The sequence below is a fragment of the Marivirga arenosa genome, from assembly GCF_030503895.2.
Classification (GTDB): Bacteria; Bacteroidota; Bacteroidia; order Cytophagales; family Cyclobacteriaceae; genus Marivirga; species Marivirga arenosa.
In genome coordinates, this window is the sequence record NZ_CP129970.2 from 3,736,115 (window position 1) to 3,758,317 (window position 22,203).

The 22,203-nt window shown below is 32.5% G+C and carries 23 protein-coding genes; 15 read left to right on the forward strand and 8 right to left on the reverse strand.

Annotated features, from left to right (window positions below):
• Window position 1: 1 nt before the first annotated feature.
• Window positions 2-778, forward strand: a complete 777-nt coding sequence (locus tag QYS48_RS16190; protein ID WP_308356839.1) for a class I SAM-dependent methyltransferase — start codon at window positions 2-4, stop codon at window positions 776-778.
• On the opposite strand, the gene QYS48_RS16195 is transcribed toward QYS48_RS16190, so the two are convergent.
• Entirely contained in the window at window positions 775-1,359 is a 585-nt protein-coding gene (locus QYS48_RS16195; RefSeq protein WP_308356840.1) for a methyltransferase, read from the reverse strand. The genes QYS48_RS16190 and QYS48_RS16195 overlap by 4 nt on opposite strands.
• A 116-nt stretch (window positions 1,360-1,475) precedes the next feature.
• Between QYS48_RS16195 and QYS48_RS16200 the strand changes: the two genes are divergently transcribed.
• A complete protein-coding gene (locus QYS48_RS16200) occupies window positions 1,476-2,408 on the forward strand; it encodes a chromosome segregation protein SMC (protein WP_308356841.1) in 933 nt (310 codons plus the stop codon).
• Window positions 2,409-2,457: 49 nt separating this feature from the next.
• Entirely contained in the window at window positions 2,458-3,597 is a 1,140-nt protein-coding gene (locus QYS48_RS16205; RefSeq protein ID WP_308356843.1) for an acyloxyacyl hydrolase, read from the forward strand.
• Between the two features lie 6 nt (window positions 3,598-3,603).
• Here QYS48_RS16205 and QYS48_RS16210 read toward each other — a convergent pair whose 3' ends face one another.
• The 3 genes from QYS48_RS16210 to QYS48_RS16220 all read right to left on the reverse strand — a co-directional run bounded on the left by QYS48_RS16210 (window position 3,604) and on the right by QYS48_RS16220 (window position 6,321).
• A complete protein-coding gene (locus QYS48_RS16210; RefSeq protein ID WP_308356844.1) occupies window positions 3,604-5,454 on the reverse strand; it encodes a PAS domain-containing protein in 1,851 nt (616 codons plus the stop codon).
• Between the two features lie 82 nt (window positions 5,455-5,536).
• On the reverse strand, window positions 5,537-5,839 hold the full coding sequence (locus tag QYS48_RS16215) for a hypothetical protein (RefSeq protein ID WP_308356845.1): 303 nt from the start codon (window positions 5,837-5,839) through the stop codon (window positions 5,537-5,539).
• Between the two features lie 44 nt (window positions 5,840-5,883).
• Window positions 5,884-6,321: a hypothetical protein gene (locus QYS48_RS16220; RefSeq protein WP_308356846.1), complete on the reverse strand. Its 438-nt coding sequence runs from the start codon at window positions 6,319-6,321 to the stop codon at window positions 5,884-5,886.
• 142 nt (window positions 6,322-6,463) lie between these two features.
• Between QYS48_RS16220 and rpsF the strand changes: the two genes are divergently transcribed.
• From rpsF to rplI, 3 genes are read left to right on the forward strand one after another with little or no spacing between them, the layout of a single operon-like run.
• Window positions 6,464-6,835 carry a 30S ribosomal protein S6 gene (gene rpsF / locus QYS48_RS16225; protein ID WP_308356847.1) on the forward strand — a complete coding sequence of 124 codons (372 nt, stop codon included), beginning with the start codon at window positions 6,464-6,466 and terminating at the stop codon, window positions 6,833-6,835.
• On the forward strand, window positions 6,832-7,089 hold the full coding sequence (gene rpsR / locus QYS48_RS16230; RefSeq protein WP_013452439.1) for a 30S ribosomal protein S18: 258 nt from the start codon (window positions 6,832-6,834) through the stop codon (window positions 7,087-7,089). The genes rpsF and rpsR overlap by 4 nt, the downstream gene beginning before the upstream one ends.
• A 25-nt stretch (window positions 7,090-7,114) precedes the next feature.
• Window positions 7,115-7,558 carry a 50S ribosomal protein L9 gene (gene rplI, locus QYS48_RS16235; RefSeq protein ID WP_308356848.1) on the forward strand — a complete coding sequence of 148 codons (444 nt, stop codon included), beginning with the start codon at window positions 7,115-7,117 and terminating at the stop codon, window positions 7,556-7,558.
• 58 nt (window positions 7,559-7,616) lie between these two features.
• Here rplI and QYS48_RS16240 read toward each other — a convergent pair whose 3' ends face one another.
• Both QYS48_RS16240 and QYS48_RS16245 read right to left on the reverse strand, forming a co-directional pair.
• On the reverse strand, window positions 7,617-10,166 hold the full coding sequence (locus tag QYS48_RS16240) for a CHAT domain-containing tetratricopeptide repeat protein (RefSeq protein WP_308356849.1): 2,550 nt from the start codon (window positions 10,164-10,166) through the stop codon (window positions 7,617-7,619).
• 1 nt (window position 10,167) lies between these two features.
• Entirely contained in the window at window positions 10,168-11,121 is a 954-nt protein-coding gene (locus tag QYS48_RS16245) for a hypothetical protein (RefSeq protein WP_308356850.1), read from the reverse strand.
• A gap of 214 nt (window positions 11,122-11,335) precedes the next feature.
• Here QYS48_RS16245 and QYS48_RS16250 point away from each other — a divergent pair, with 214 nt between their 5' ends.
• The 7 genes from QYS48_RS16250 (at window position 11,336) to paaD (ending at window position 16,877) form a co-directional block, all read left to right on the forward strand.
• Entirely contained in the window at window positions 11,336-12,688 is a 1,353-nt protein-coding gene (locus tag QYS48_RS16250) for an ATP-binding protein (RefSeq protein WP_308356851.1), read from the forward strand.
• A 35-nt stretch (window positions 12,689-12,723) separates the two neighbouring features.
• A complete protein-coding gene (locus QYS48_RS16255) occupies window positions 12,724-13,278 on the forward strand; it encodes a DUF4256 domain-containing protein (RefSeq protein ID WP_308356852.1) in 555 nt (184 codons plus the stop codon).
• Between the two features lie 62 nt (window positions 13,279-13,340).
• Window positions 13,341-13,928 carry a TetR/AcrR family transcriptional regulator gene (locus tag QYS48_RS16260; protein WP_308356853.1) on the forward strand — a complete coding sequence of 196 codons (588 nt, stop codon included), beginning with the start codon at window positions 13,341-13,343 and terminating at the stop codon, window positions 13,926-13,928.
• 18 nt (window positions 13,929-13,946) lie between these two features.
• Complete coding sequence (paaA, locus tag QYS48_RS16265; RefSeq protein ID WP_308356854.1) at window positions 13,947-14,945, forward strand: 1,2-phenylacetyl-CoA epoxidase subunit PaaA; 999 nt, start codon at window positions 13,947-13,949, stop codon at window positions 14,943-14,945.
• A gap of 17 nt (window positions 14,946-14,962) precedes the next feature.
• Complete coding sequence (locus tag QYS48_RS16270; RefSeq protein WP_308356855.1) at window positions 14,963-15,604, forward strand: phenylacetic acid degradation b; 642 nt, start codon at window positions 14,963-14,965, stop codon at window positions 15,602-15,604.
• A gap of 3 nt (window positions 15,605-15,607) precedes the next feature.
• Window positions 15,608-16,363: a 1,2-phenylacetyl-CoA epoxidase subunit PaaC gene (gene paaC, locus QYS48_RS16275; protein ID WP_308356856.1), complete on the forward strand. Its 756-nt coding sequence runs from the start codon at window positions 15,608-15,610 to the stop codon at window positions 16,361-16,363.
• Between the two features lie 28 nt (window positions 16,364-16,391).
• Window positions 16,392-16,877 (forward strand): 1,2-phenylacetyl-CoA epoxidase subunit PaaD, encoded by a 486-nt coding sequence (gene paaD / locus QYS48_RS16280; RefSeq protein WP_302104212.1) that lies wholly within the window; start codon window positions 16,392-16,394, stop codon window positions 16,875-16,877.
• Between the two features lie 79 nt (window positions 16,878-16,956).
• Here the strand turns inward: paaD and QYS48_RS16285 are convergent, their stop codons facing one another.
• On the reverse strand, window positions 16,957-18,048 hold the full coding sequence (locus QYS48_RS16285; RefSeq protein WP_308356857.1) for an MFS transporter: 1,092 nt from the start codon (window positions 18,046-18,048) through the stop codon (window positions 16,957-16,959).
• A gap of 91 nt (window positions 18,049-18,139) precedes the next feature.
• Complete coding sequence (locus tag QYS48_RS16290; RefSeq protein WP_308356858.1) at window positions 18,140-20,002, reverse strand: M1 family metallopeptidase; 1,863 nt, start codon at window positions 20,000-20,002, stop codon at window positions 18,140-18,142.
• A 207-nt stretch (window positions 20,003-20,209) separates the two neighbouring features.
• On the opposite strand from QYS48_RS16290, the gene QYS48_RS16295 reads away from it, so the two are divergent.
• Both QYS48_RS16295 and murA read left to right on the forward strand, forming a co-directional pair.
• Window positions 20,210-20,848, forward strand: a complete 639-nt coding sequence (locus QYS48_RS16295; RefSeq protein ID WP_308356859.1) for a DUF4290 domain-containing protein — start codon at window positions 20,210-20,212, stop codon at window positions 20,846-20,848.
• A 3-nt stretch (window positions 20,849-20,851) separates the two neighbouring features.
• Window positions 20,852-22,159, forward strand: a complete 1,308-nt coding sequence (gene murA / locus QYS48_RS16300) for a UDP-N-acetylglucosamine 1-carboxyvinyltransferase (protein WP_308356860.1) — start codon at window positions 20,852-20,854, stop codon at window positions 22,157-22,159.
• The last annotated feature ends 44 nt before the right edge of the window (window positions 22,160-22,203 follow it).

Genomic DNA, 22,203 nt, shown 5'->3' on the forward strand with positions numbered 1-22,203 from the left:
GTTGAATTTCTTTCTATTCAAAGAATACATCAAGTATTTTCATTTACAAACTGACGAACACTCTTTACATTCACCTTTCTTCTATAATTTTTATTTAAAACTGATCAAATCAAACCAAAAACACCTTGATTGGTCATCAATTGAAGTTAAAAGACAGGAACTATTAAATAATTCTCAGGAAATAGAAATATTTGATTTAGGAGCAGGATCAAAAGTTCAAAATAGCTCAAAGCGTAGAATTAGTTCAATTGCAAAGCATAGTTTAAGCAGCTCTAAATTTTCACAGTTTTTATTTCAACTTATTCAATTTTTTGATTTTCAGCAGATCATTGAACTTGGTACAAGTCTGGGCATTAATACTTCTTATTTGGCTTCTGCTAATAATCAGTCTATAGTAGATAGTTTTGAAGCTGATCCAAATGCTTTAAAAATAGCAAAGTATGTGAATCAAAACTTTGAAAACATCAATTTTCATGAAGGTAATATAGACAATACACTTCCTGAATTGTTAAATAATCTAACTGAAATTGACTTAGTTTATGCTGATGCCAATCATACTTATGAAGCTACTACACGGTATTTTAACCTAATTGCTCCTAAATTATATGCTGCTTCAATATATATATTAGATGATATACATTGGTCTTCTGGAATGAACAAAGCATGGAATGAGTTAAAGAAGCATGATATGGTATCAGCATCTATAGATTTATTTGATGCAGGACTACTCTTCTTCAACCCTGAATTAAACCAACAGCATTACATTTTAAAATTTTAGCTCCTTAGACTCACTTTAAAAAAAAGTTCATTTCCTGCTCTTTCAGGAATTGAGTTTTTACACTTCTCCATAATTTCAATTTGAAATTCCTTTTCGAAAAGTTTTTCATATTCACTTTTCTCACCACCAAAAGGTGGACGATCATCAAACAACGGAATATTAAATAGCAATCCAAATAAAATACCATTCGGCCTTAACAGCGCTTTCATTTTTTGAACATATTGAGGTCTTAATTCTGGATTCAATGCACAAAAAAATGTCTGTTCAATAATAATATCAAAAGATTTAGTAAGGTTGAAAAAGTTAAAATTTAAAAGCTGCTCTTTCGGGAATTCAGGATTTTCTTCCGCAAACTTTTTTAATGGAATAGGCGAAAAATCAAGTAAATACACATTTTTAAATCCATTTTCCCACAAGTATTTTGCTTCATATGCATTTCCACAACCCGGAATCAAAATTTTTGAATCTTTATTCTCAATCTGATTCATAAAATTCGTTATCGCAGGGGATGCATATCCAATGTCCCAGCCTGTCTGATCATTCTGGTATCTCGATGTCCAATAAGATTCATTTAACTCCATTCGGTAAACTATAATATTTGTTTAAATTTGCAGTTTGTATTTAACGAAGAAAATATACTATTTGTAGTATATTTAGTAAAATTCATCAGCAAACTTATTAAAAACTTCTATCTAAGATGTCAGAAGAACAAAAAAAGTCAGATTACAATGAGATTGTAAATCAGAATAAAAGCTCGAACAGAAACATCATTATCATCGCATTGGTCGTGTTAATAGCAGTTGTTGTGGGTGTAAAGTTTTATCTTGATTCAGAAAAAGAAAATGAAGAATTAAGAGAGAATCTGGAAAGAACCTATTCTGATCTTGATAGTATCAGCAGTCAATTAGATCAAAAAATTGCTGAAATTGAAACATTAGGTGGTGATATTTCTGAATTACAATTAATCAGAAAAAATCTTGAAGCTGAAAAAGAAGAATTAAAGCAATCCAATAACTGGGCAGCTAACCAAATTCAAAGATATAGAGACAAGGTTAGTGGTTATGAAGAATTATTAAATCTTCAAGACGAGAAAATAAAAAAGCTTGAAGCTATTAATGAGCAACTACTTTCCGAGAATACTGATTTAAAGACTGAAAAGAATGTTTTAAACGATAGCATCTCCAGACTTAAAAACAACAGAGAGGAATTACAAGATAAAGTTGAGCTTGCTTCACGATTAAAAGCTGAAAATATTAAGGTTATAGCCATCAATAGCAGAGGTAAAGAACGAGCAGATTTGGAGTATAAACCTCGTCATATTGAGAAGCTTAGAATAAAATTTAATCTGGCGGAGAATAATGTAGCGCAGCCGGAAGGAAAAGATATTATCTTAAGAGTTATCAATCCTATTGGAAATGCTTTGTTTGATGTAGCTACCGGATCTGGCTCGTTCATGATCGATGGTAAGGAAATGTTTTATACGGCTAAGCAGGAAATTTTATTTGATAATACTCAGCAGGAGCTTTCATTTATTTATGACAGAGGCGAAGAATATGAAGAAGGAGCTTATCAAGTTGAGTTATACGCTGATGATTATTTAATTGGTAAAGAAAAATTTATAGTAAATTAAAACCTATTTTAATCTAGTTATCCACTTCTGCTTTTGTTTCCATTTTTCAATGAGATTTAAATCCTTAACTCTAATAATAGCACTAACGATCTGTTTTAGTTCCTATGCCCAAGAAGACAAACATTTTATTGTCCCAGAACTTATGGTTGGATCGATAGTTCCTAATTATCTTAAAGCACCTTCATTTGGTATCAAAGTCGGTGGAGCTGTAACTTATTACAAAAGTGCAGAATCGAATACACCAACAAATCGGTATTTTAACAAACCATTATTGGGTCTGCAAGCAGGTGTCTACCGTCTTGGTAATCCACAGGTATATGGAAATGAATTCAATTTGATGCCTGTGCTAGGATTAAGAATGAAAAAGGGTATGTTTCAATGGGGCATTGGTACATCCTACTTCACTAAGACTTACAGGCAAGATGAAAGAAATCAATCTATTGGAAGCCACTTTAATTGGGCTTTTAATTGGATGTATTATCGGTCATTTAAATTATTTGAGGAAAATGATTTGAGAATTGGCTTTGGTTACCGCCATTCTTCTAACGGACATACACAACTGCCCAATTATGGACTAAATTCAGCTATTCTTTCCATTACTGTTATTCCATCCGAATTAAAAACCTCAATGCCAGGGAAGCAAAAAACAGACAGAAGCAGATCAGCATTTATAAAATCAAGAAGCGGAATTGGGATACATGAATTTGGAGGTACCACGAAACCGGTTGGTGGGGAAAAAAAATTAGTCTTTAGTCAAAGCATTGGAGTCGGTTTCACTTTCAAAGAACATTTCAGATGGTACGCAGGTTTTGGTACTAGACACTATCAGCATTATGCGGATTCAATTAAAAATAGCCCAGAGTTACAAGCTTTAAATGTTCATCCTAACAATCATTTTTTTATGATGGGAGTCGAATATTTGATTTACCATATTGGGCTTTCAATTGAAGGAGGAATTAACCTCTCAAAACCTTTTTACTATCATTTCTCAAAGGAATTTGAAAATACTGAAAGTATTAAATACACGCTAAAGAAAATATTCCCTAGTAGAATGGGACTGAAATTATATTTAATAAACACTGCAAAAAAGCCGAAACATAATGTGTACTTCTCGGCTCATATTAATGCGAATTTCGGGCAAGCTGACTTTTCAGAAGCAAGCCTGGGATATGTATATAGTTTTAAGTAGATGTTGTTATTTCAACCCTAATTTTTTGAGTTGTTCATCAAATAGTTTTTGAGCTATTTCTTCTTGTTCAATCACATATCGAACCCCTACGTATTTTTTGGGCTTACCTTCAGCATCAAGTACTGGAGAGATAACCGCATCTACCCAATAAACTGAACCATCCTTTGCTTTATTCTTTACGATCCCTCTGAATACATTACCTGACTGAATTGTATCCCATAATAGTTTAAAGACTTCTGATGGCATATCAGGATGTCTAAATATACTATGCGGTTTCCCGATCATTTCTTCTCTGCTGTATTTGGCAGTATCAATAAGCTTTTGATTCACATAAGTAATAGTACCAAATAAATCAGCTTCTGAAACAATAGTAGATTCATTTAGTATCTGCTCTCGAGCTTGCATTTCAGCTTGCATTTTCTCCATCTCATGCATTTGCTTCTCCATCTCATCGGACTGAGCACTCAATTCTTCCATATTTTGTCTCAGTTCTTCTTCTTGTTGCTGTAATTGCTGATTTTGCTCCTCAGTTTCTTTATTTTTTCTTTCCATCTCTTCCTGAGTTGCTTGTAATTCCTCCATATTTTGATGAAGTTCCTCAGCTTGAGATCTCATCTGCTCCTCTTGTTCTTGTGAAAGCTCTAAAAGACGTTTAGTATTTGCATTAATTTTATTTAAGCTAAAAGAAGTAGCCAAGCTTTCCCCTAGCTTCTTCAAGTAGTCAACTTTATAATCTTCCAAAATTTCAAATGAAGCAATTTCTAAAATCCCCTCTATTTTCTCATTAGTCATCATGGGCATAATGACGATATTTTTTGGAGGGGCATCTCCAAGACCACTTTTTATTCTCACAAAATCATCTGGAACTTCTGTTAGAAAAATCATATCCTTCTCCAAATAGCATTGCCCAATCAATCCTTCCCCTACTTTTACCTTATCTTTTATTTTCTTTCTTCTACCAAATGCAAAAGCCGATTTCATTTCAAGATAAGGTTCTGAATCTTCCTCTTCCTTTTCAACTAAATATAATGCACCTTGATTCGCACCACTGTATTTAACAATCTCACTTATCACCTCCTTAGATAATACCTCAGGATCATCGTGTTGACGTGTTAAATTATTTATCCGTCCCAATCCTTCCGTAACCCAAGCTCTATTCTTTTCCTCTTCTTGTGACTTTCTAACTTCTTCTAAATTCTGTTTTAATTCATTTTCAGAATCATGAAGCTCTTTTGTTTGCTTTTCATTGTCTTCAATCAGTTGCTGACTCTTCAATTCAGCTCGATAATTGATATAAGCCATCATAAATACAATAAGAAAAGCTAATAAGATAGAGACTGTAAAATTTATAGAATATAAAAAACCTTCCGTAATGAATGAATCATCAAAACCTTCCGTGAAGAAGGCCAATGAACTTTCAATTGTTACAAAAACTAAAAAGTTAAAACTTGCTGAAAAGATCAAATATGACTTTTCCCTAATATCAAAAACTAAAAACGGAACAAGGGAAAAGACTAACATAAAAAGAGCCAAAACCAAAGGTATATTTTCTCCTTCATCTACCAGATAAATTGTGAAAAGGGCTGTTAAAAATAAAGGGGAGATTGCAGAAATAATCCTGGCAAGATAAATAGCTTTACTATAATTTAATACCCAAGTTAATGCAACAGCAACTATTCCTAATAATGGTATAAAGGCTAAATTTGGAACATGAATAAAAGAAATAAAAGAAAATGGAATTGCTACTAATAGTAAATTGAAAAGAGCAACCACATTACTCAATTTTATTTTACTGTTTACATACTCAGTATATGCTTCATCAACACCAATATGCTGCAATCGGGAAAAAATGTTCATATTTTCTTTAAAATATAGTTTTAAAACATAAAACTATGGAAAATATACTTGCTGTAAAAAGACGATGTAACATATACAGTCATTATACTGTAAATGTGGGCTTTTTTGAAGCAACTGTCTTAGAATTCTTAAAGATAATTATGTTTAAGAAACCAAAATACGAAACCGAAATATTACCAAATTGATATTCAAATTCACTGTAAAGAAACCAGTTTTGATATTTAAAATCACCCATTTCTTTAATCATTTCAGAAGTGATGGAAGAATTATTATGGATACTTCCATAATCATGAGCAACTCTATCAAAATAGGCTTTTTGATTAGGAACTGTTGCTATAATAATGATCAATAAAAGAATGAATAGAATAATCAGTTTTCTTATCATACCATAAAAAACTGGAATACATAAGAAAATGTTATTAACAAAAGTTACAAGTCTTTACATTCTCCTTGATAATCATCTTCAAATTGAAATTCTAGTTTGTTAGATGATTCAACTTTGTAAATCTCTAAAACAAAGGTACCGCTAGTATATGCTCTGGCATTTTCTTGCATCCATAAGGTGTCTGAAGTATAATCTTGATTGTTTATCTTCCCTTTTGCAACAAAATAGGATGTATTTAGAGTATCTGCATTCACCCAGCAAGTATATTGATCCAAAGGAAAGAAATCTATGGAATCGTTATAACCACCGATATCATAATAAAAGGAATCAAAATCTATGTCAGTGTCATTATACAAAGCAAAGTTCGCTTTATTATTTTGAATTTCCCCACAAACAACTGGTACACAAAGACTTTGATCCATATTTTCTAAGTCCATACAAGAAAACATAGTCAAGCTGATAAATAATAATATATATTTCATTCGAATCATCTCTCATTACATGACAGCTGGATGACCATAAAGGTTGCAATGCACTAACAAAATAATAAATAAACTTTATGTTAATATTTGTGCCATTTAAAGTTTATCACTATTTTTGCGCTTCAAAATAAACAAATACAAAATGCAATTGAAAAATTACGAGACGGTATTCATACTTACTCCCGTTTTATCTGATGCTCAGATGAAGGATGCTGTCGACAAGTTCAGAAAAGTCTTAGAAGACAAAAAGGCAGAAATCATTAATGTTGAACAATGGGGCTTAAAAAAATTAGCTTACCCTATTCAGCACAAAAGTACTGGTTTCTACAACCTAATTGAATTTAAGGCAACACCTGAAGTTGTTGCTGCACTGGAGTTGGAGTATAGAAGAGACGAAAAAATCATGAGATTCTTAACAGTAGCTTTAGATAAGCATGCTATAGAATACGGAGAAAGACGCAGAAAAGGCGCATTTAACAAGTCTAAAGAACAAAAAGAGGAGGTAGCGAAATGACACTTCATAACGAGCCAATAAACCAGAAAAAGCAAGATAATCAGAAGAAATATTGCCGTTTCAAAAGATACGGTATCAAATATATTGATTATAAAGATCCTAACTTCTTATTGAAGTTTGTGAATGAGCAAGGTAAATTATTACCAAGCAGAATCACGGGTACTAGTGCTAAATATCAAAAGAAAGTGGCACAAGCTGTAAAAAGAGCAAGACATATTGCCCTTTTACCTTATGTTACTGATTCATTAAAATAATTAACCCAAAAAAATTTATCAGAAAATGGAAGTAATCTTAACACAAGATATAAATGGATTGGGCTATAAAAATGATACAGTAACTGTAAAGCCCGGCTATGGCAGAAATTACTTAATCCCTCAGGGTTATGCAATTATTGCTAATAATTCAAATCAAAAGAAAATTGCTGAGAACATTCGTCAAGCAGCTCACAAAGCAGCAAAATTGAAAAAAGATGCTGAAGAGATAGCTCAAAAAATTGGCGACTTAACATTGAATATCAAAACAAAAGCTGGTGAAAGCGGTAAGATATTTGGAGCCGTTACTACGCTACAAATTGCTGATGCTTTGAAAGAAAAAGGTTTTGATATCGATAGAAAGAAAATTGCAATTTCAGGAGATATCAAGCAATTAGGTGAGTATTCAGCTAATATCGATTTACACAAAGAAGTGAAGAAAGAAATCTCTTTAGTAGTAGAATCAGAGTAAGCTAATTAAAATAACAATTGAAAGCCTTTTGTTTACCCAAAAGGCTTTTTTTGTGTCTTCACTTTTTCCATAGAACAAAAGGAGCCCAATAGTACGGAGCACTATAATCTGAATTAATCATATTTATTTTTGCTAACTGTAATGATTTTGAAAATGAAGGCTTTGATTGCTTTAAATCTTCCTGATAGAAATTTTGCATTAATAGAGAAGTAGATTTATCCGCCACTTTCCATAATGAAAGAATTAAGTTACTAGCACCTGAATAAGCAAAGGCTTGCCCCAAACCCATCACCCCTTCTCCCCTATTTATTTGTCCTAATCCGGTTTCACAAGCTGATAGTACAACCAGTTCTGCATTAATGTCTAATCCGTAAATTTCACCCACATATAATATGTTCTGTTCTGACTTCAACTCAGTTGGCTTAAAATATACTCCTGACAAATCCGGTGTTTCCAAATCTACTGTGCCATGAGTAGCCAAATGAATATATCTATAATCATTTAAGTCCGCAGATTTGAAATTTTCTTTAGTAGCATTATTACGTAACAATGAATTAACTGGTATTGATTTTTGATCACACCATTGCGTAAAATATTGACTTTCAGCCTCAGTACCTGGTAAATTTGCTATTTGATCACCAAACTCAACCGGAGAAATTAACAATGCATTATCAGAATATGAATCACTTATTTTGTTCATATACAATGCTGCTGTATATGAATATTCTAGCTCATACTTATTTATTAAATACTCTTGAGCGTAATAATCATCACTGTTTGATATTTTCGAGATTAATGCTTCAAATGGAATAGTTGATAATTCTCCATCAGGAATAACTATAAGCTTATTTAAATTTTTATCCAGTTTTGAGGGAAATAAGTGATCATATAATATATGAGAAATCTTACAGAAACTAGATTTAAGATTATAATTTAAAGTATTTCTATAGGCTCTTAAATACTTTAAAAGCTCATCATTATTATAAACCCTATTAAAAGTAATTGAATTTGGTGTGAGAATGTATTGAATCGTTTGATCAGTACTATTCAAGTTAGAATATTCAATAATAGCAGTATTTTCAGGCATAGAACTTTGAATCTGCTCTACGCTATTCTTCTTATTTTTATGTTTTAGTTGAAAATATTTAGGATAATTTACTTCTAATTCACTAATAAAGCTCTCATATTCCTGATTTAGATTAAAATATTTCCCCTTCAATTGTTCTAATTCAGATATATTGGTTTCCAGTGATATTTGAGTACTTAAATAAGCCATATCAGCTGTAAGATCAGCCTCTTTTTGAATCATGGCGTCTGGAATACCAGAAAAGCTTTTGGCTTCCGATTCTATTACAGATAACCTCAACAATGACGATTTTGACTGCTCTGAAAATTGAAAAGCTTTCTTCAAATATTCATTACCAAAAAGGCTTACTTCATGAAGTTGTAAAGTTATTCTCTGACCTAATTCATACACGCCTGCGGCATCATTACTCAATTGAATTTGATCCTTTTTATTTTGTGTACTAACTCTTAGGTTCTCAATTAATTGATTAGCTAACTCAATTGTATTCAAAGCAATAATCAGATGATCATTATTTAATGAAAAACCATAATAATAAGATTCTAAAATATTAGCTTTTTGAGTTAATAAGGATAATTGTACATTCATCCTTATGGCATCGTTCTTTTCAGGATTTAACTTATAGTTCTTTGATGAAAAACTAAAACTATTCGCTTCCAATCCTTTTTGAATATTGAAAATGGCATTTTCATAATCCTGATTTTGTAATCCTAAGGAGGCTAATGCTGAATATACATTTGCTAATTCAGAATTTCTACCCCCATAATTTGAGATGTAAATCTCTTTCGCCTCATTTAAATAGTCTCCCGCTAGTACAAATTGTTGATCCGCTAGATAAATATTACCGATATTTAAATTTATAAAGGCTTCAGTTGGCAACCCTTTTTCATGTATTTCAGACCAGTCACTTAAAGCTGAATTCAGAACTTTTAAAGCCTTAATACTATTTCCCAACCTAGATTCTGCCAAACTTATATTAACCGATATTTGAATGATTTTATCAATATTCTCTGTTATATTCTCCTCATAAATTATTAAAGCTTGATGGTAATAATTAATTGCTTTCTCAGGATCATCATCTACATAAACTAACCCCATATTATTTAATAAATCAGCAATATTAACTTTGCCTATACCATTAATACCTTTATAAGTATTTAAAGATTGTTGAAAATATTCTATTGCCTGCTGGTTCTTTCCCTGATTCCATAGAATTAATCCATAGTTCTTCAGCCACCTGGCATACACTTCAGGTTCTGAGTGCTTCACTATCATTTTATTTTTAGAAAAGAATTGGTCGTGAAATGATTGAGATTTATCATTTAATCCTTTCAAAAAAAACAATTCAGCCAATAATAATTCAGTTTCAATTGAAATAGAATCCTTTGATATATTAGTAATAAGCGAATCAATATTCTTTACACGGCTTTCCCGAATTACCTCAATATAAAAATTAGATAATCGCTGAGCATTACTACTAAATGAAATCATAATCAATAAGAGTATTGCTAACAGCTTTTTCATTTCAAAAATTATAGGTGTAATTAAGGTTTAGGACATATTGCCTTGTTAAGCCATCAGGATTTTGCTCTCTCTGCACAATACTTTTACCGTAAATCAAATCTAACCCTGATAATACGTTAAACTTATAGCTGATACCAACTAAACCAGATAAAGCCAAGCCGGTAGTTCCATCAATTATTTGATACTCATCTTGCTCATTCAAAGCTTTATCATGTGTGATTCTGTAAATGGGTAGTAATCCAAGGTTAAAATTCAAGCGCGACATCCTAAAATTCCTTTCAAATCTCATCATGATATCTGCGCCTCTTTTTAAAGATAGACCTTCATCATGTCTTCTAACATAATCCATTCCGCCTTCATACCATCCCCACAGTTCTTCTGAAGCAATAAAATTATTTTTATTTTTATGGATAAGCGGCTGTTGATAACCGAACGAAAAAAGCCATTTGCGATTTAAAAAAGAAGCGCCTGCTACAAAATCATAAGTTCCTAAAGAGGTTTGGTAATACATAGGCAATACCATTGATCTTTCAGCAACAGTCTTAGTCGCATTATTGGTTGGAATTTTAGTACCAACTGTAGCCAATATATTATACTGGGGTTTAGAAATAATATTTCTTGTCAGACTAAGTGAAATATCGCCAATGCCCTGAGTAGAACCAAAATTACCATTTACAAACATATAAGGTGCCTTTACTTGTAAATCATAACGGTCACCAATCATGATTCCAAAATCAAGTATTACAGCCCGAATATTTGCCGATGTATTACTTTGTCCTTCATATAAACCTAATGAGATTGATCTTAATTTAATAGGAACATTATTTTTAAAATCTTGACTAGGTTTCATAGCCCCCATTGTACAAAAACCTGCATCACTACAACCTTGACTTTGACCTAAGAATGCCTGAAATAAAAATAGAATTAGCAAAATAACCTTACATTCCTTAATCATTGTTCATTGTTAGTGAATTATTAAAAATCAAATTACTTAAATTGTAAATAAGATTCATGAAAAAAATCTATAATTATTTCAATCAAACCTTACAATAATAAAATGACTGTTAAACATAAAAAACTATTGTCTTTTATTACTTAATATAACTTAATAGCTATATTAAAAACTAGTAATCAGATAGTTAACCTTGATTACTCATGTTTGATTGTAAATGAATATTTGGAATAATTTAAAAATAAAGCTCGCGAAATCCATTTCTGCTCATCAGAATGAGGGTGTAGATTTATCTAATTATAGAAATCTATTATTCTACTATATACTGCTTTTTCTTTTAATTTTATCTCCAATATCTATTATTCCAGGCTTTATCTATTCAATTGAATTACCTGAAATAAAAAACCTAATTTATGTATGTGTAGGTCTATTCATTATTTTAGTTGCTATCGGCTTTTTAAGAAAGTTAAGCATTAATACAAGAAAGCTAATATTCATTTTGAGCATATTTATAGTTACCTGGTATACTTTTTTTGCCTTAAAAATTGAAGGCCCAGGCATAATTTACATCTTCGTTTTGGTAATTGTATCCAGCCTAATTCACTCTGCACGTTGTGCATATTATTTGTTAGCAGCAGACACAATTATCATACTTCTAATTGGATTGAACCTCGAATTAAATTATATAAGTATAGACATAGGCAACATTGAAAGTTCAGCTGCTTGGTTGAGCTTAGCCTCAAATCCAATCTTTTTGGGAGTTACCATTGTAGTTTGTATTGATCTTATTTTCAGAAAACTTGAGAAGATAATTCAACAATTAAAAAATTTAAATGAACAAGTTAAATCAGATAACCAACAATTAAAAACTACACAAATAACACTCAGAGATAAAAATGAAGAGCTGAATAAATTTGCACATACTATCGCACATGATTTAAAGGAACCATTGAGATCTATGCAATCTTTTGCTCATCTAACGATATCTAAATACTCTGATACTTTACCAGATCAGGCACAGGAATTCTTATCACATATTAAAACCTCATCGGTAAGAATGGCTACCTTGTTAGATTCCTTATTAGAATATGCTCAGATAGGGTCAGAAAAGAAAACCTCATCTTTTCATGTTAAGGAAATAATAGAAGAATTAAAGAAAGATTTAAATATTTTGATTAAGGAGAATAATGCTATTATCAAGCATGTGGATAATCTACCTGAAATCATTGGATACGAAATTGAGTTTAAGCAATTAATGCAGAATTTGATTTCAAATGCTATAAAATTTAAAGATATCAATACCAAAGTTGAAGTCAATATCTCTGTTGAGGAGGACGCAAAAAACTGGAAGTTTAAAATTTGTGACAACGGAATTGGTATTGATGAAAAACACCAAGAGAAAATATTCTCAATATTCCATAGATTACATAAAGACAAATTCCCAGGGACTGGATTAGGCCTTGCAAATTGTAAAAAGATTGTGGAGATGCACAATGGAAATATATGGGTTGAGTCACAATTAGGAAAAGGCAGCTGCTTTAATTTCACAATAAGTAAAGATTACACATAAAATTGTATGTTTATTACATTTATAATTATTGAACATTGAATCAAATAACTGAAGCCGAAAAAGAGCAGTTTATAAGCACATTAAAAACTCGCTTTCAGCAAAATATGCATAGGCACAAAGAAATGAATTGGAGTACTATTTCAGACTTTCTTAATGCAAACGAATCCATTTTGAATACCATTTATAAGATGGAAAAAACTGGTGGTGAACCAGACCTCTTAAAATTTCCTGATGGCAGAATATTGTATCTTGATTTTAGTAAGGAAAGCCCCTCAGGTAGAAGAAGCTTGTGTTATGATCATGAAGCTTTAATAAATAGAAAAAAGAATCCACCCAAAAATAGCGCAGAAGATATCTCTAACGAACTGGGAATAAAAATATTAAATGAAAAGGATTACAAATACCTTCAATCTACAGAGAACTTTGATACCAAAACCTCTAGTTGGATTGAAACTCCCGAAGAAATCCGTAAATTAGGTGGTGCACTATTTGCCGATTTTAGATACAAGCATGTTTTTATTTATCATAATGGAGCAGATTCATATTACAGCGCCAGAGGTTTCAGAGGTTCTGTTGAAATCTCTATATAATAATTTAAAATTTCTTTGAACTTTATTTCCCTAACGAACGTTAGTTTATTATCTTTGACCAAATGATTACAAAAATAAAAGGAAATAGAAAGCAGCAAATAATTGATAAGGCTACTTCACTTTTTCAAAAACAAGGTTATGCCGCCACAAGCATGCGTGACCTAGCCAGTTACATAGGTATTGAAGCTGCTAGTTTGTACTCTCATATTAAATCGAAGGAAGAGATTCTACAGACTATTTGTTTTCAAATGGCAAACGATTTTTTCAACTCTTTAGAAAAAGTAGAATCTGAAAATTTAAGTGCTGATATCAGACTTAAAAACGCAGTAGCGTCCCATGTGAAAGTATTAACTAAAGATAGTGCTGCAAGTGCAGTGTTCTTTTCGGAATGGAGACATTTGAGTGATAAATACTTAAAAGAATTTCTCGATATGAGAAATTCTTATGAAAATAAATTTATTCAAATATTAATTGATGGATATAAAGAAGGGGTATTCAAAAAGATGGATGCGAAATTCACCGTTTTAGCATTACTATCATCGATAAATTGGATGCCATCTTGGTATAAACCTGAAGGGCAATTAAGCCCAGAAGAAATTGCTGAGAATGTAACCGATGTATTCATTAATGGATTAAAAATTAGATCTTAAACTTAAAACACAATAATTATGTACGGAGGCGGACAAGTATTTGAACCTTCATCAGTAAACAATGAATTACTGAAAGATGAAGACCCACAAAAATTAGCTGAATTTGAAGCACGTATAGCAAGAGGTGAGAAAATTGAACCTAATGATTGGATGCCTAAGCTATATAGAAAGCAATTAATAAGAATGATTGAGCAACACGCTCACTCTGAAATTATTGGGGCTCTTCCTGAAGGAACTTGGATTACAAGAGCACCTGGTTTCAAAAGAAAATTAGCTTTAATGGCGAAAGTACAAGATGAGGTAGGTCACGCTCAATTATTATACGGTGCTGCTGAAACCTTAGGAAAAAGCCGTGAGCAAATGATTGAAGACCTCATCACAGGGAAATCAAAATACTCTAACATTTTCAACTACCCTACTTTTACGTGGGCAGATTCATGTTTTATTTCATGGTTAGTAGATGCTGGTGCAATTGTTAACCAATTAGCGAATGCTAGAGGTAGTTATGGACCATATTGCAGAGCTTTAGATAGAATATGTGCTGAAGAATCTTTCCACTTAAAATATGGACATCATTGTGTAATTCACCTTGCTACAGGTACTCCTAAGCAAAGGCAAATGATGCAAGAAGCGGTAAATAGATGGTGGGCACCAATGATGCACTTCTTTGGTCCTTCTGATAAAATGTCAACACACACTCAAATTTTAACGAAATGGAAAGTGAAGATGGCTACTAATGATGAGTGTCGTCAGCAGTTTTTAGACATGTATGTACCTAAAATCTGGGAATTAGGATTAACTATTCCTGATGAGAACTTAAAGAAAAATGAGGAAACAGGTGAATGGGAATTCACTGAGCCAGATTGGGAAGAGTTTAAAAGGGTTATTAACGGTGATGGACCTTGTAACAAAGAGCGTTTAGCAGTAAGAAGAACAGCTGAAGAAAGAGGTGCTTGGGTAAGAAGAGCCTTAACTGCCAAAACAAAAGGTGAAGAATACGTTGCTCCATTAGCTTAATTTTTAAATAAATTACTATGTCAGATTTTTTAAACTCACTTGACCCTAGAATAAATAGGTTGAATATTCCAGCAGAGTTTGGTACTACTTTTCCTTCAAAGGAAAACAAAGATCAATTTGTAACTTTTGAGGTATTTGTTCAGCCTAAAGAAAGTAAACCTTATCAACATGAGGGCATAGTTCATGCCCCAACGATTGATATGGCATTTTTATTTGCTAAAGAACAGTTCAGCCGAAGAGGGATGAGCTGTTCAGGCGTTTGGGTAATCAAAACAGACAATATTCAGGTCTCTCCCATCACCGAAAATGATGAAGATATTTATGATTTCATTCATGAAGAAATTATGGAGGGGGCTGAAAAAGGTAAAAATGAAGCTTATAAAGTTTTTCATTTGAAGAAAAGAGGAAAGCAACACGTGCATGTGGGTGAATTGGAAGCTACCTCTTTCGAAGAAGCTTTGTTTAATGCGAAAAGTAAATTTCAGGAAGAGAAAGCCATCCTTAATATTTGGGTAGCAAAAGAAGAAGACTTCTTGAAGATTGAGGGTAAAGAATTCACTGATATTTGGGAGACTCTTCCTGAGAAGAAATACAGAGATGCAATGGATTACAGAGCCACTGAGAAGATTAAAAAATTTAAAGCAGAACAAAACGCATAAGCCATGACTGAAGAAGCACTAAAAGATTTGTTATATAAAATTGCGGATGATCTATTGATTTTAGGTCATAGAAATTCCGAGTGGACGGGAGTTGGCCCATTATTAGAAGAAGACATTGCTTTTTCTTCAATGGCACAAGATAAAGTAGGGCAAAGCTTAGCGTTTTACCAACTACTTCATCAACTAGGAGAGCAAGATCCTGATACGGTGGCATTCACCCGAAATGCTGAACAATTTCATAATAGTCAATTTGTAGAATTGCCAATTGGTGAATATGATTTCAGCTTAATCCGTCATTTCTTATTTGATCATGCGGATTATATTAGGTTTAGCATGTTAGCTGAGTGTCCTATTGAAGAAGTCGCAAAAGTAGCTAGAAAATTAAAAGGTGAAATTAAATATCATGTGATGCATGCTAATACTTGGATTAAGCAATTAGCTACTGCAAATGAAGAAGCTCATGATAGACTTCAAAAAAGCTTAGAAGAAGCCTTACCTTATGCTTTAGGAATGTTTGAACCTTCTAAATTTGAAAAAGAAATAGTAGAAGCAGGTGTTTACCCTGGAGAAGCTGAAATTGAGAAGCAGTGGAAAGAAAATATTGCCATTGTTTTGGAGGAAGCAGGTTTGAAATTACCAGATTGGAATTCAATTGAAGCTGTTTATGGTGGTAGATATGGAAAGCATACTGAGCATCTTCAACCATTAGTTGAGGAAATGAGTGAAGTATTCAGAGTTGACCCAACTGCTGATTGGTAATTAAAATAGAAAATTAAAAAAACTTGTGATGACTATAACTGAGGATAAAATATTAGAGTTACTGAAAGAGGTGAAGGATCCAGAAATCCCTGTTATTTCATTAGTTGATTTAGGCGTAATTACAGGAATAAAGATTGATGGAGATCATATAACCGTAAATATGACTCCCACTTTTATTGGATGTCCTGCTATGGATTATATGAAAAATGATGTGATTGAGGTATTAAATAAGCACGATATCACAAATCATACGGTTAATCTTAATTTGGATACCACTTGGAGTTCGGATATGATTTCGGATGAAGGCAAAAGAGCTCTTAAAAAGTTTGGTTTAGCGCCACCTCCAGTACACAATAATGTAATTGAGGATTTAGATATTATCGAACATGCTGAGTGTCCTAATTGTGATAGTACTAATACTACTTTAAAATCACCTTTTGGCCCAACTTTGTGTCGATCTCTACATCATTGTAACAATTGTGGAGAAGCATTTGAAAGTTTCAAACCCATATAATAACCATTATATAAGTTTAAGAAATAAGAAAGCCTGCTATTTCTAGCAGGCTTTCTTATTTCTTAACATTAATAAACCACTAAATAAGTAAAACATCTATTACACTATTTGGAATCTCAAAACCACAAAAGAATACTCCTACTCCAAAAACTTTTTCTTTAACACTAGTATTTTGCAATGCCAAGGGTAAAGCTGTTACATTAACCATTGCATAAAATAGTGCAAATATTATAAGCACTGCCAATATTAATTGATTATTAGATATAGTAAATATTCCGATAGTGCTTAAACCTGCGAATACTAAACCTATCGCTAATAGCTTTACAATATTATGGTCTGTAATCTTTCTACTAATGATGACTGAAAATATGGCTGTTAATACTAATACTAAACTTGAAATCCACTGACCACTAATTCCTACTACTGATTCAAGCTTATCTAAATAATTTGGAAAAACTTCAATTATAAAACCAGAAAATAAGCCCATCCCTACACCTAGTAAAATCACTTTCCACATTTGAGTCTTAGGTTTAAGCTCATCTGGCCTTTTTTCTTCTCCTTTATCTGTTATTTCTAAAGAATATTTCCTCAGTAGATAACCCGAAATGGATACAATGATACCTCCCACTGCAAAAGTGGCTGCTCCACCTAAGAAATCAATTATATCGACAATAACAGGTTCAAGTGAATATAGTAAATCAGAGGTAATCGTTAAAGCAGCAACCGTAATGGGTAACTTTGTAGTAGGTGTAAACATTTCAATAGTAGAAATTGCTGGGCTTGTAAATAAGCTCATGGCAAATAACCATAAGATCACTAAAACAGGCAAAGCATATAAAACAAATGATCTTGGTGGATTTACAATTAAGGTAAAAGCTACGGTCATAAAAATCATAGCTGCGAAACTTACACCTAATGTTACAATCCTCAACCTATTGCCTAATTTATGTCTGTATTTATCTCCTAAATAACCTGCTAATGGTGGGGTTAATATTAGAATAATAGCTTGTCCCCATATTAAAATAGGTTCAAAATCATTCATATTAAATGTATCTAATAAAGCAGGCTGATATCTGTGATAGGCTATCCAACCTATAATAACGGAAGCATAAAGACCTAAAAGAGATATCATTTGCTTCCATTGGATAGATGATGTAGTTTGTTTTTCCATAAAAAAAGTCTTTACATTTTATCCAATCTACGAAATGCAGATCATATACGGATTTCATGTAAAGACTTTTTATTTAAAATATGCTTAATTACTACTCAAAAGTAGCCTTCAAGTGCTTCTCAGCATCAAAAACATTATTTGATCTGTCAACATCTGCCATGCCTTCATTCTCATCAATTACCATTGATTTGATTTCAGAAGCAGGCTTGTTTAATTCAAATGTATAAGTTGGATAAACCCATGGCCAATCAGCTTTGATATTTACATTAACATCATCTCCAAATGATTTTTCACCTCTCATAATTCTTAATGGAATATAAATTACTTCACTACTTCCATCATTATAAGAAACTGAAACCTCTAAAGGCATTGGCATATTCCCTACTTTCTTTAAAGTAACAAAAGATTTACCCTCTTTTTCCATTACTGACTCAATGCCATAATCAATTTGCTTAGTTGAATAAACCCAATATTCCTTATACCAATCTAATTCTAAACCTGAAGCTTTTTCCATGATTCTGATGAAATCATTATCATTAGGATGCTTGAATTTCCAAGTATTAAAATAAGTTCTCATAGCAGGATAAAAGGTCTCCTCTCCTATTATATATCTTAACTGACCTAAGAATGTAGCCCCTTTAGAATAGGCAGCTCTACCATAGGCAAAGTTTGTCATATAATGATCAGCATGCGTACTCATTGGTTCTTCAATTCCACTTTCAGCTAAAGCTAAATAACCTCTATAATTTCCAGCTTGAGGATTTTCTTGTCCCTGCTCCATGATCACATTCATAGTTTCCGCAGAACCAAATGAAGTAAATCCTTCATCCATCCATTCATATAATGACTCGTTAGTTGCTAAAACTCCTTGGTACCAACTGTGGAACATCTCATGAACCGTTACACCAACAAGACTTCCTAAACTTCTTTCACCTGTGATTAAAGTAGACATTGGGTATTCCATACCACCATCACCCCCTTGGATAACAGAGAACTGATCATACGGATATTTACCAAATGTTTTATTCATATATTCAAAAGCCTTAACAGTATACTCAGGTAACTTTTCCCAGTTTTCTTTAGTCTTGTCATTCTCTTGATATAAGAAATGTAATTCAGGACCGTTAGGAACCTGAGCTTTAGTATGTTTAAAATCAGGATCAGCAGCCCACATAAAATCAATTACTTTAGGTGCTTTGAAGTGCCATGTTAATTTCCCTTTCTTTCCTTTACCTCCTTCAGTTCCATTTTTTTGGTAACCATGACCTACTTCTTCTGGGTTTTGAATATAACCAGTTCCACCTAAAACATAATCTTCATCAATAGTGATTTTCACATCAAAATCACCCCAAATACCATGAAATTCTCTTCCTATATAAGGATTAGAATGCCATCCCTGATAGTCATATTCAGACATTCTGGGATACCATTGCGCCATAGAATAGCTTACGCCTTCAGCATTATCTCTACCTGATCTTCTGATTTGAACTGGAACCTGACCTTCAAACTCCATATCAAATTCAACTGTTTCACCTGGCTCGATAGGTTCATTTAAATCCACTTCAAGAATGGTTCCTACTACTTCATACTTCACATCTTTGCCATCTTGCTTTAAGCTTTTGATTTTTTGATAACCAATCTCATCTTCACTTAACTTACTAATTCTATCCATTACCCTTCTATCCGGATCTTTTATCGTTCTAGAACGAACATCCATCATGCTGTTAGGCTGGAATGCATTGAAATATAAATGATAAAAAACTTTATTTAATTGATCTGGAGAATTGTTCGTATATGTCGCTTTTTGTTTTCCATCGAATTGATGTGACTCAACATCCATGTCAATTTCCATCTCATAATTGATAGCCTGTTGCCATCTTTCACTTGTTTGTCCAAAAGCAAATAATGAAGTAAGCAACATAGCCATTACTAATCCTAAGAATTTTAATTTCATAATGATTATATTTTGATTTTTTACAATCTCAAAAATGGTTATTTCTTATCAATATGCCAATGTATTTTTTATAAGCTTTAGATTTTAACTGATGAATTGAAGTTTAACCATAATTTTTTTAGCTAAAAGCTTATTTTCCCGATATAAAATTGTAATGCGCATATTTTATTTCTAATTTTCTAACTTTGTGAATAATAAGCAAAGACTATGTTAGAGTATAACACCCAAAGACCTGAAATGAAATTAAAAGAATATGGACGAAATGTCCAAATGTTGGTCAAGCATTTAAGAACAGTTGAAGACAAGGAGACTCGTAATAAAATGGCTTATACTGTTGTTGATTTGATTAAACAACTAAGCAGTGGGCCAAAAGATCATAATAATGAAAACATGCAGAAATACTGGGATGATTTATATATCATGTCAGATTTCAATTTAGATGTAGATAGCCCTTATCCAATGCCTGAGAAGGAAGTATTAGGGAAAAAACCACAAGCAGTTAAATATGCTACTGATGAAGTAAAGTTTAAACATTATGGACGTAATATTGAATTGTTAGTTGAGAAAGCAATCAGCATTGAAGATCCTGAAGAAAAACAAGCTGCTGTTTATTATATCGGTAGATTGATGAAAACTTTCTATACTACTTGGAATAGAGATAATGTTACTGAAGAAGCTATTGTAGATAATATAAAGCAATTATCAGGTGGTAAACTTACTGTAGATATTGAGCATGTTAAGGCTACTAATGGTTTTGACACTATCTATAAAGACAACAGACCAAGAAATAACAACAAAGGAAAAAGAACAAGTAAAGGAAGTAACCAAAAAAGAAGAAGAAATTAATCAATGGCATCATTTAAAATTACTGGAGGTCAAAAACTTTCCGGTGAAATTCATCCACAAGGTGCAAAAAATGAAGCTTTACAGATTCTTTGCGCAGTACTGTTAACACCTGAAACGGTCACTATTCATAAGGTACCTAATATAGTAGATGTCAATAAACTCATTGACTTGCTGAATGATTTAGGAGTTGAAATCAATAAAATTGGTGAAGAAAGCTATGAGTTTACGGCTAAGAACGTAAACCTTGACTTTTTCGGAACAGCTGAATACACAAAAAAGGCTGCATCCTTAAGAGGTTCTATTATGCTTTTAGGTCCTCTTTTAGCTAGATTTGGAAAAGCAATGATTCCTAAGCCTGGAGGTGATAAAATTGGTAGAAGAAGATTAGATACACACTTTATTGGTTTCCAAAAGCTTGGAGCTAAGTTTTTATTTGAATCTGAAAAGAATTACTACCACATTGATGCTTCTCATCTTGAAGGGACTTACATTCATTTGGATGAAGCTTCGGTAACGGGAACTGCTAATATTATCATGGCAGCCTCTATGGCAAAAGGTAAAACCACCATATATAATGCTGCATGTGAACCTTATATTCAGCAACTATGTAAAATGCTGGAAAGAATGGGGGCTAAAATTCAAGGTATTGGTTCTAATCTTCTTCATATTGAAGGAGTTGAAAGTTTAAAAGGTACTGAGCACACTATGCTTCCTGATATGATTGAAATCGGAAGTTTCATTGGCTTAGCTGCTATGACTCAATCTGAAATTACGATCAAAAATGCCGGAATTGAGCATCTTGGTATTATACCTGATACTTTCAAAAGATTAGGGATTCAAATGGAATTCAGAGGTGATGATATATACATTCCTGCTCAGCAGCACTATGAAATAGAAACCTTCATTGATGGTTCAATTATGACCATAGCGGATGCGATCTGGCCAGGTTTTACTCCTGATTTATTAAGTATTGTTTTAGTGGTAGCAACTCAAGCAAAAGGAACAGTTCTTGTGCATCAGAAAATGTTTGAAAGTAGATTATTTTTTACTGATAAGCTTATTGATATGGGGGCGCAAATCATTTTGTGTGATCCACATAGAGCTACCGTTATAGGTTTAGATAGACAAATCAATTTAAGAGGTATATCTATGACTTCTCCTGACATCCGAGCTGGAGTATCCCTTTTAATTGCTGCATTATCAGCTGATGGTGAAAGCACTATCCATAATGTGGAACAAATCGATAGAGGCTATCAGAATATTGATGAAAGATTAAATGCATTAGGTGCTAAGATTGAAAGGGTAGAATAAGTTATCATTGAATACTTAAAGTAACTTATGATACATACTATTTC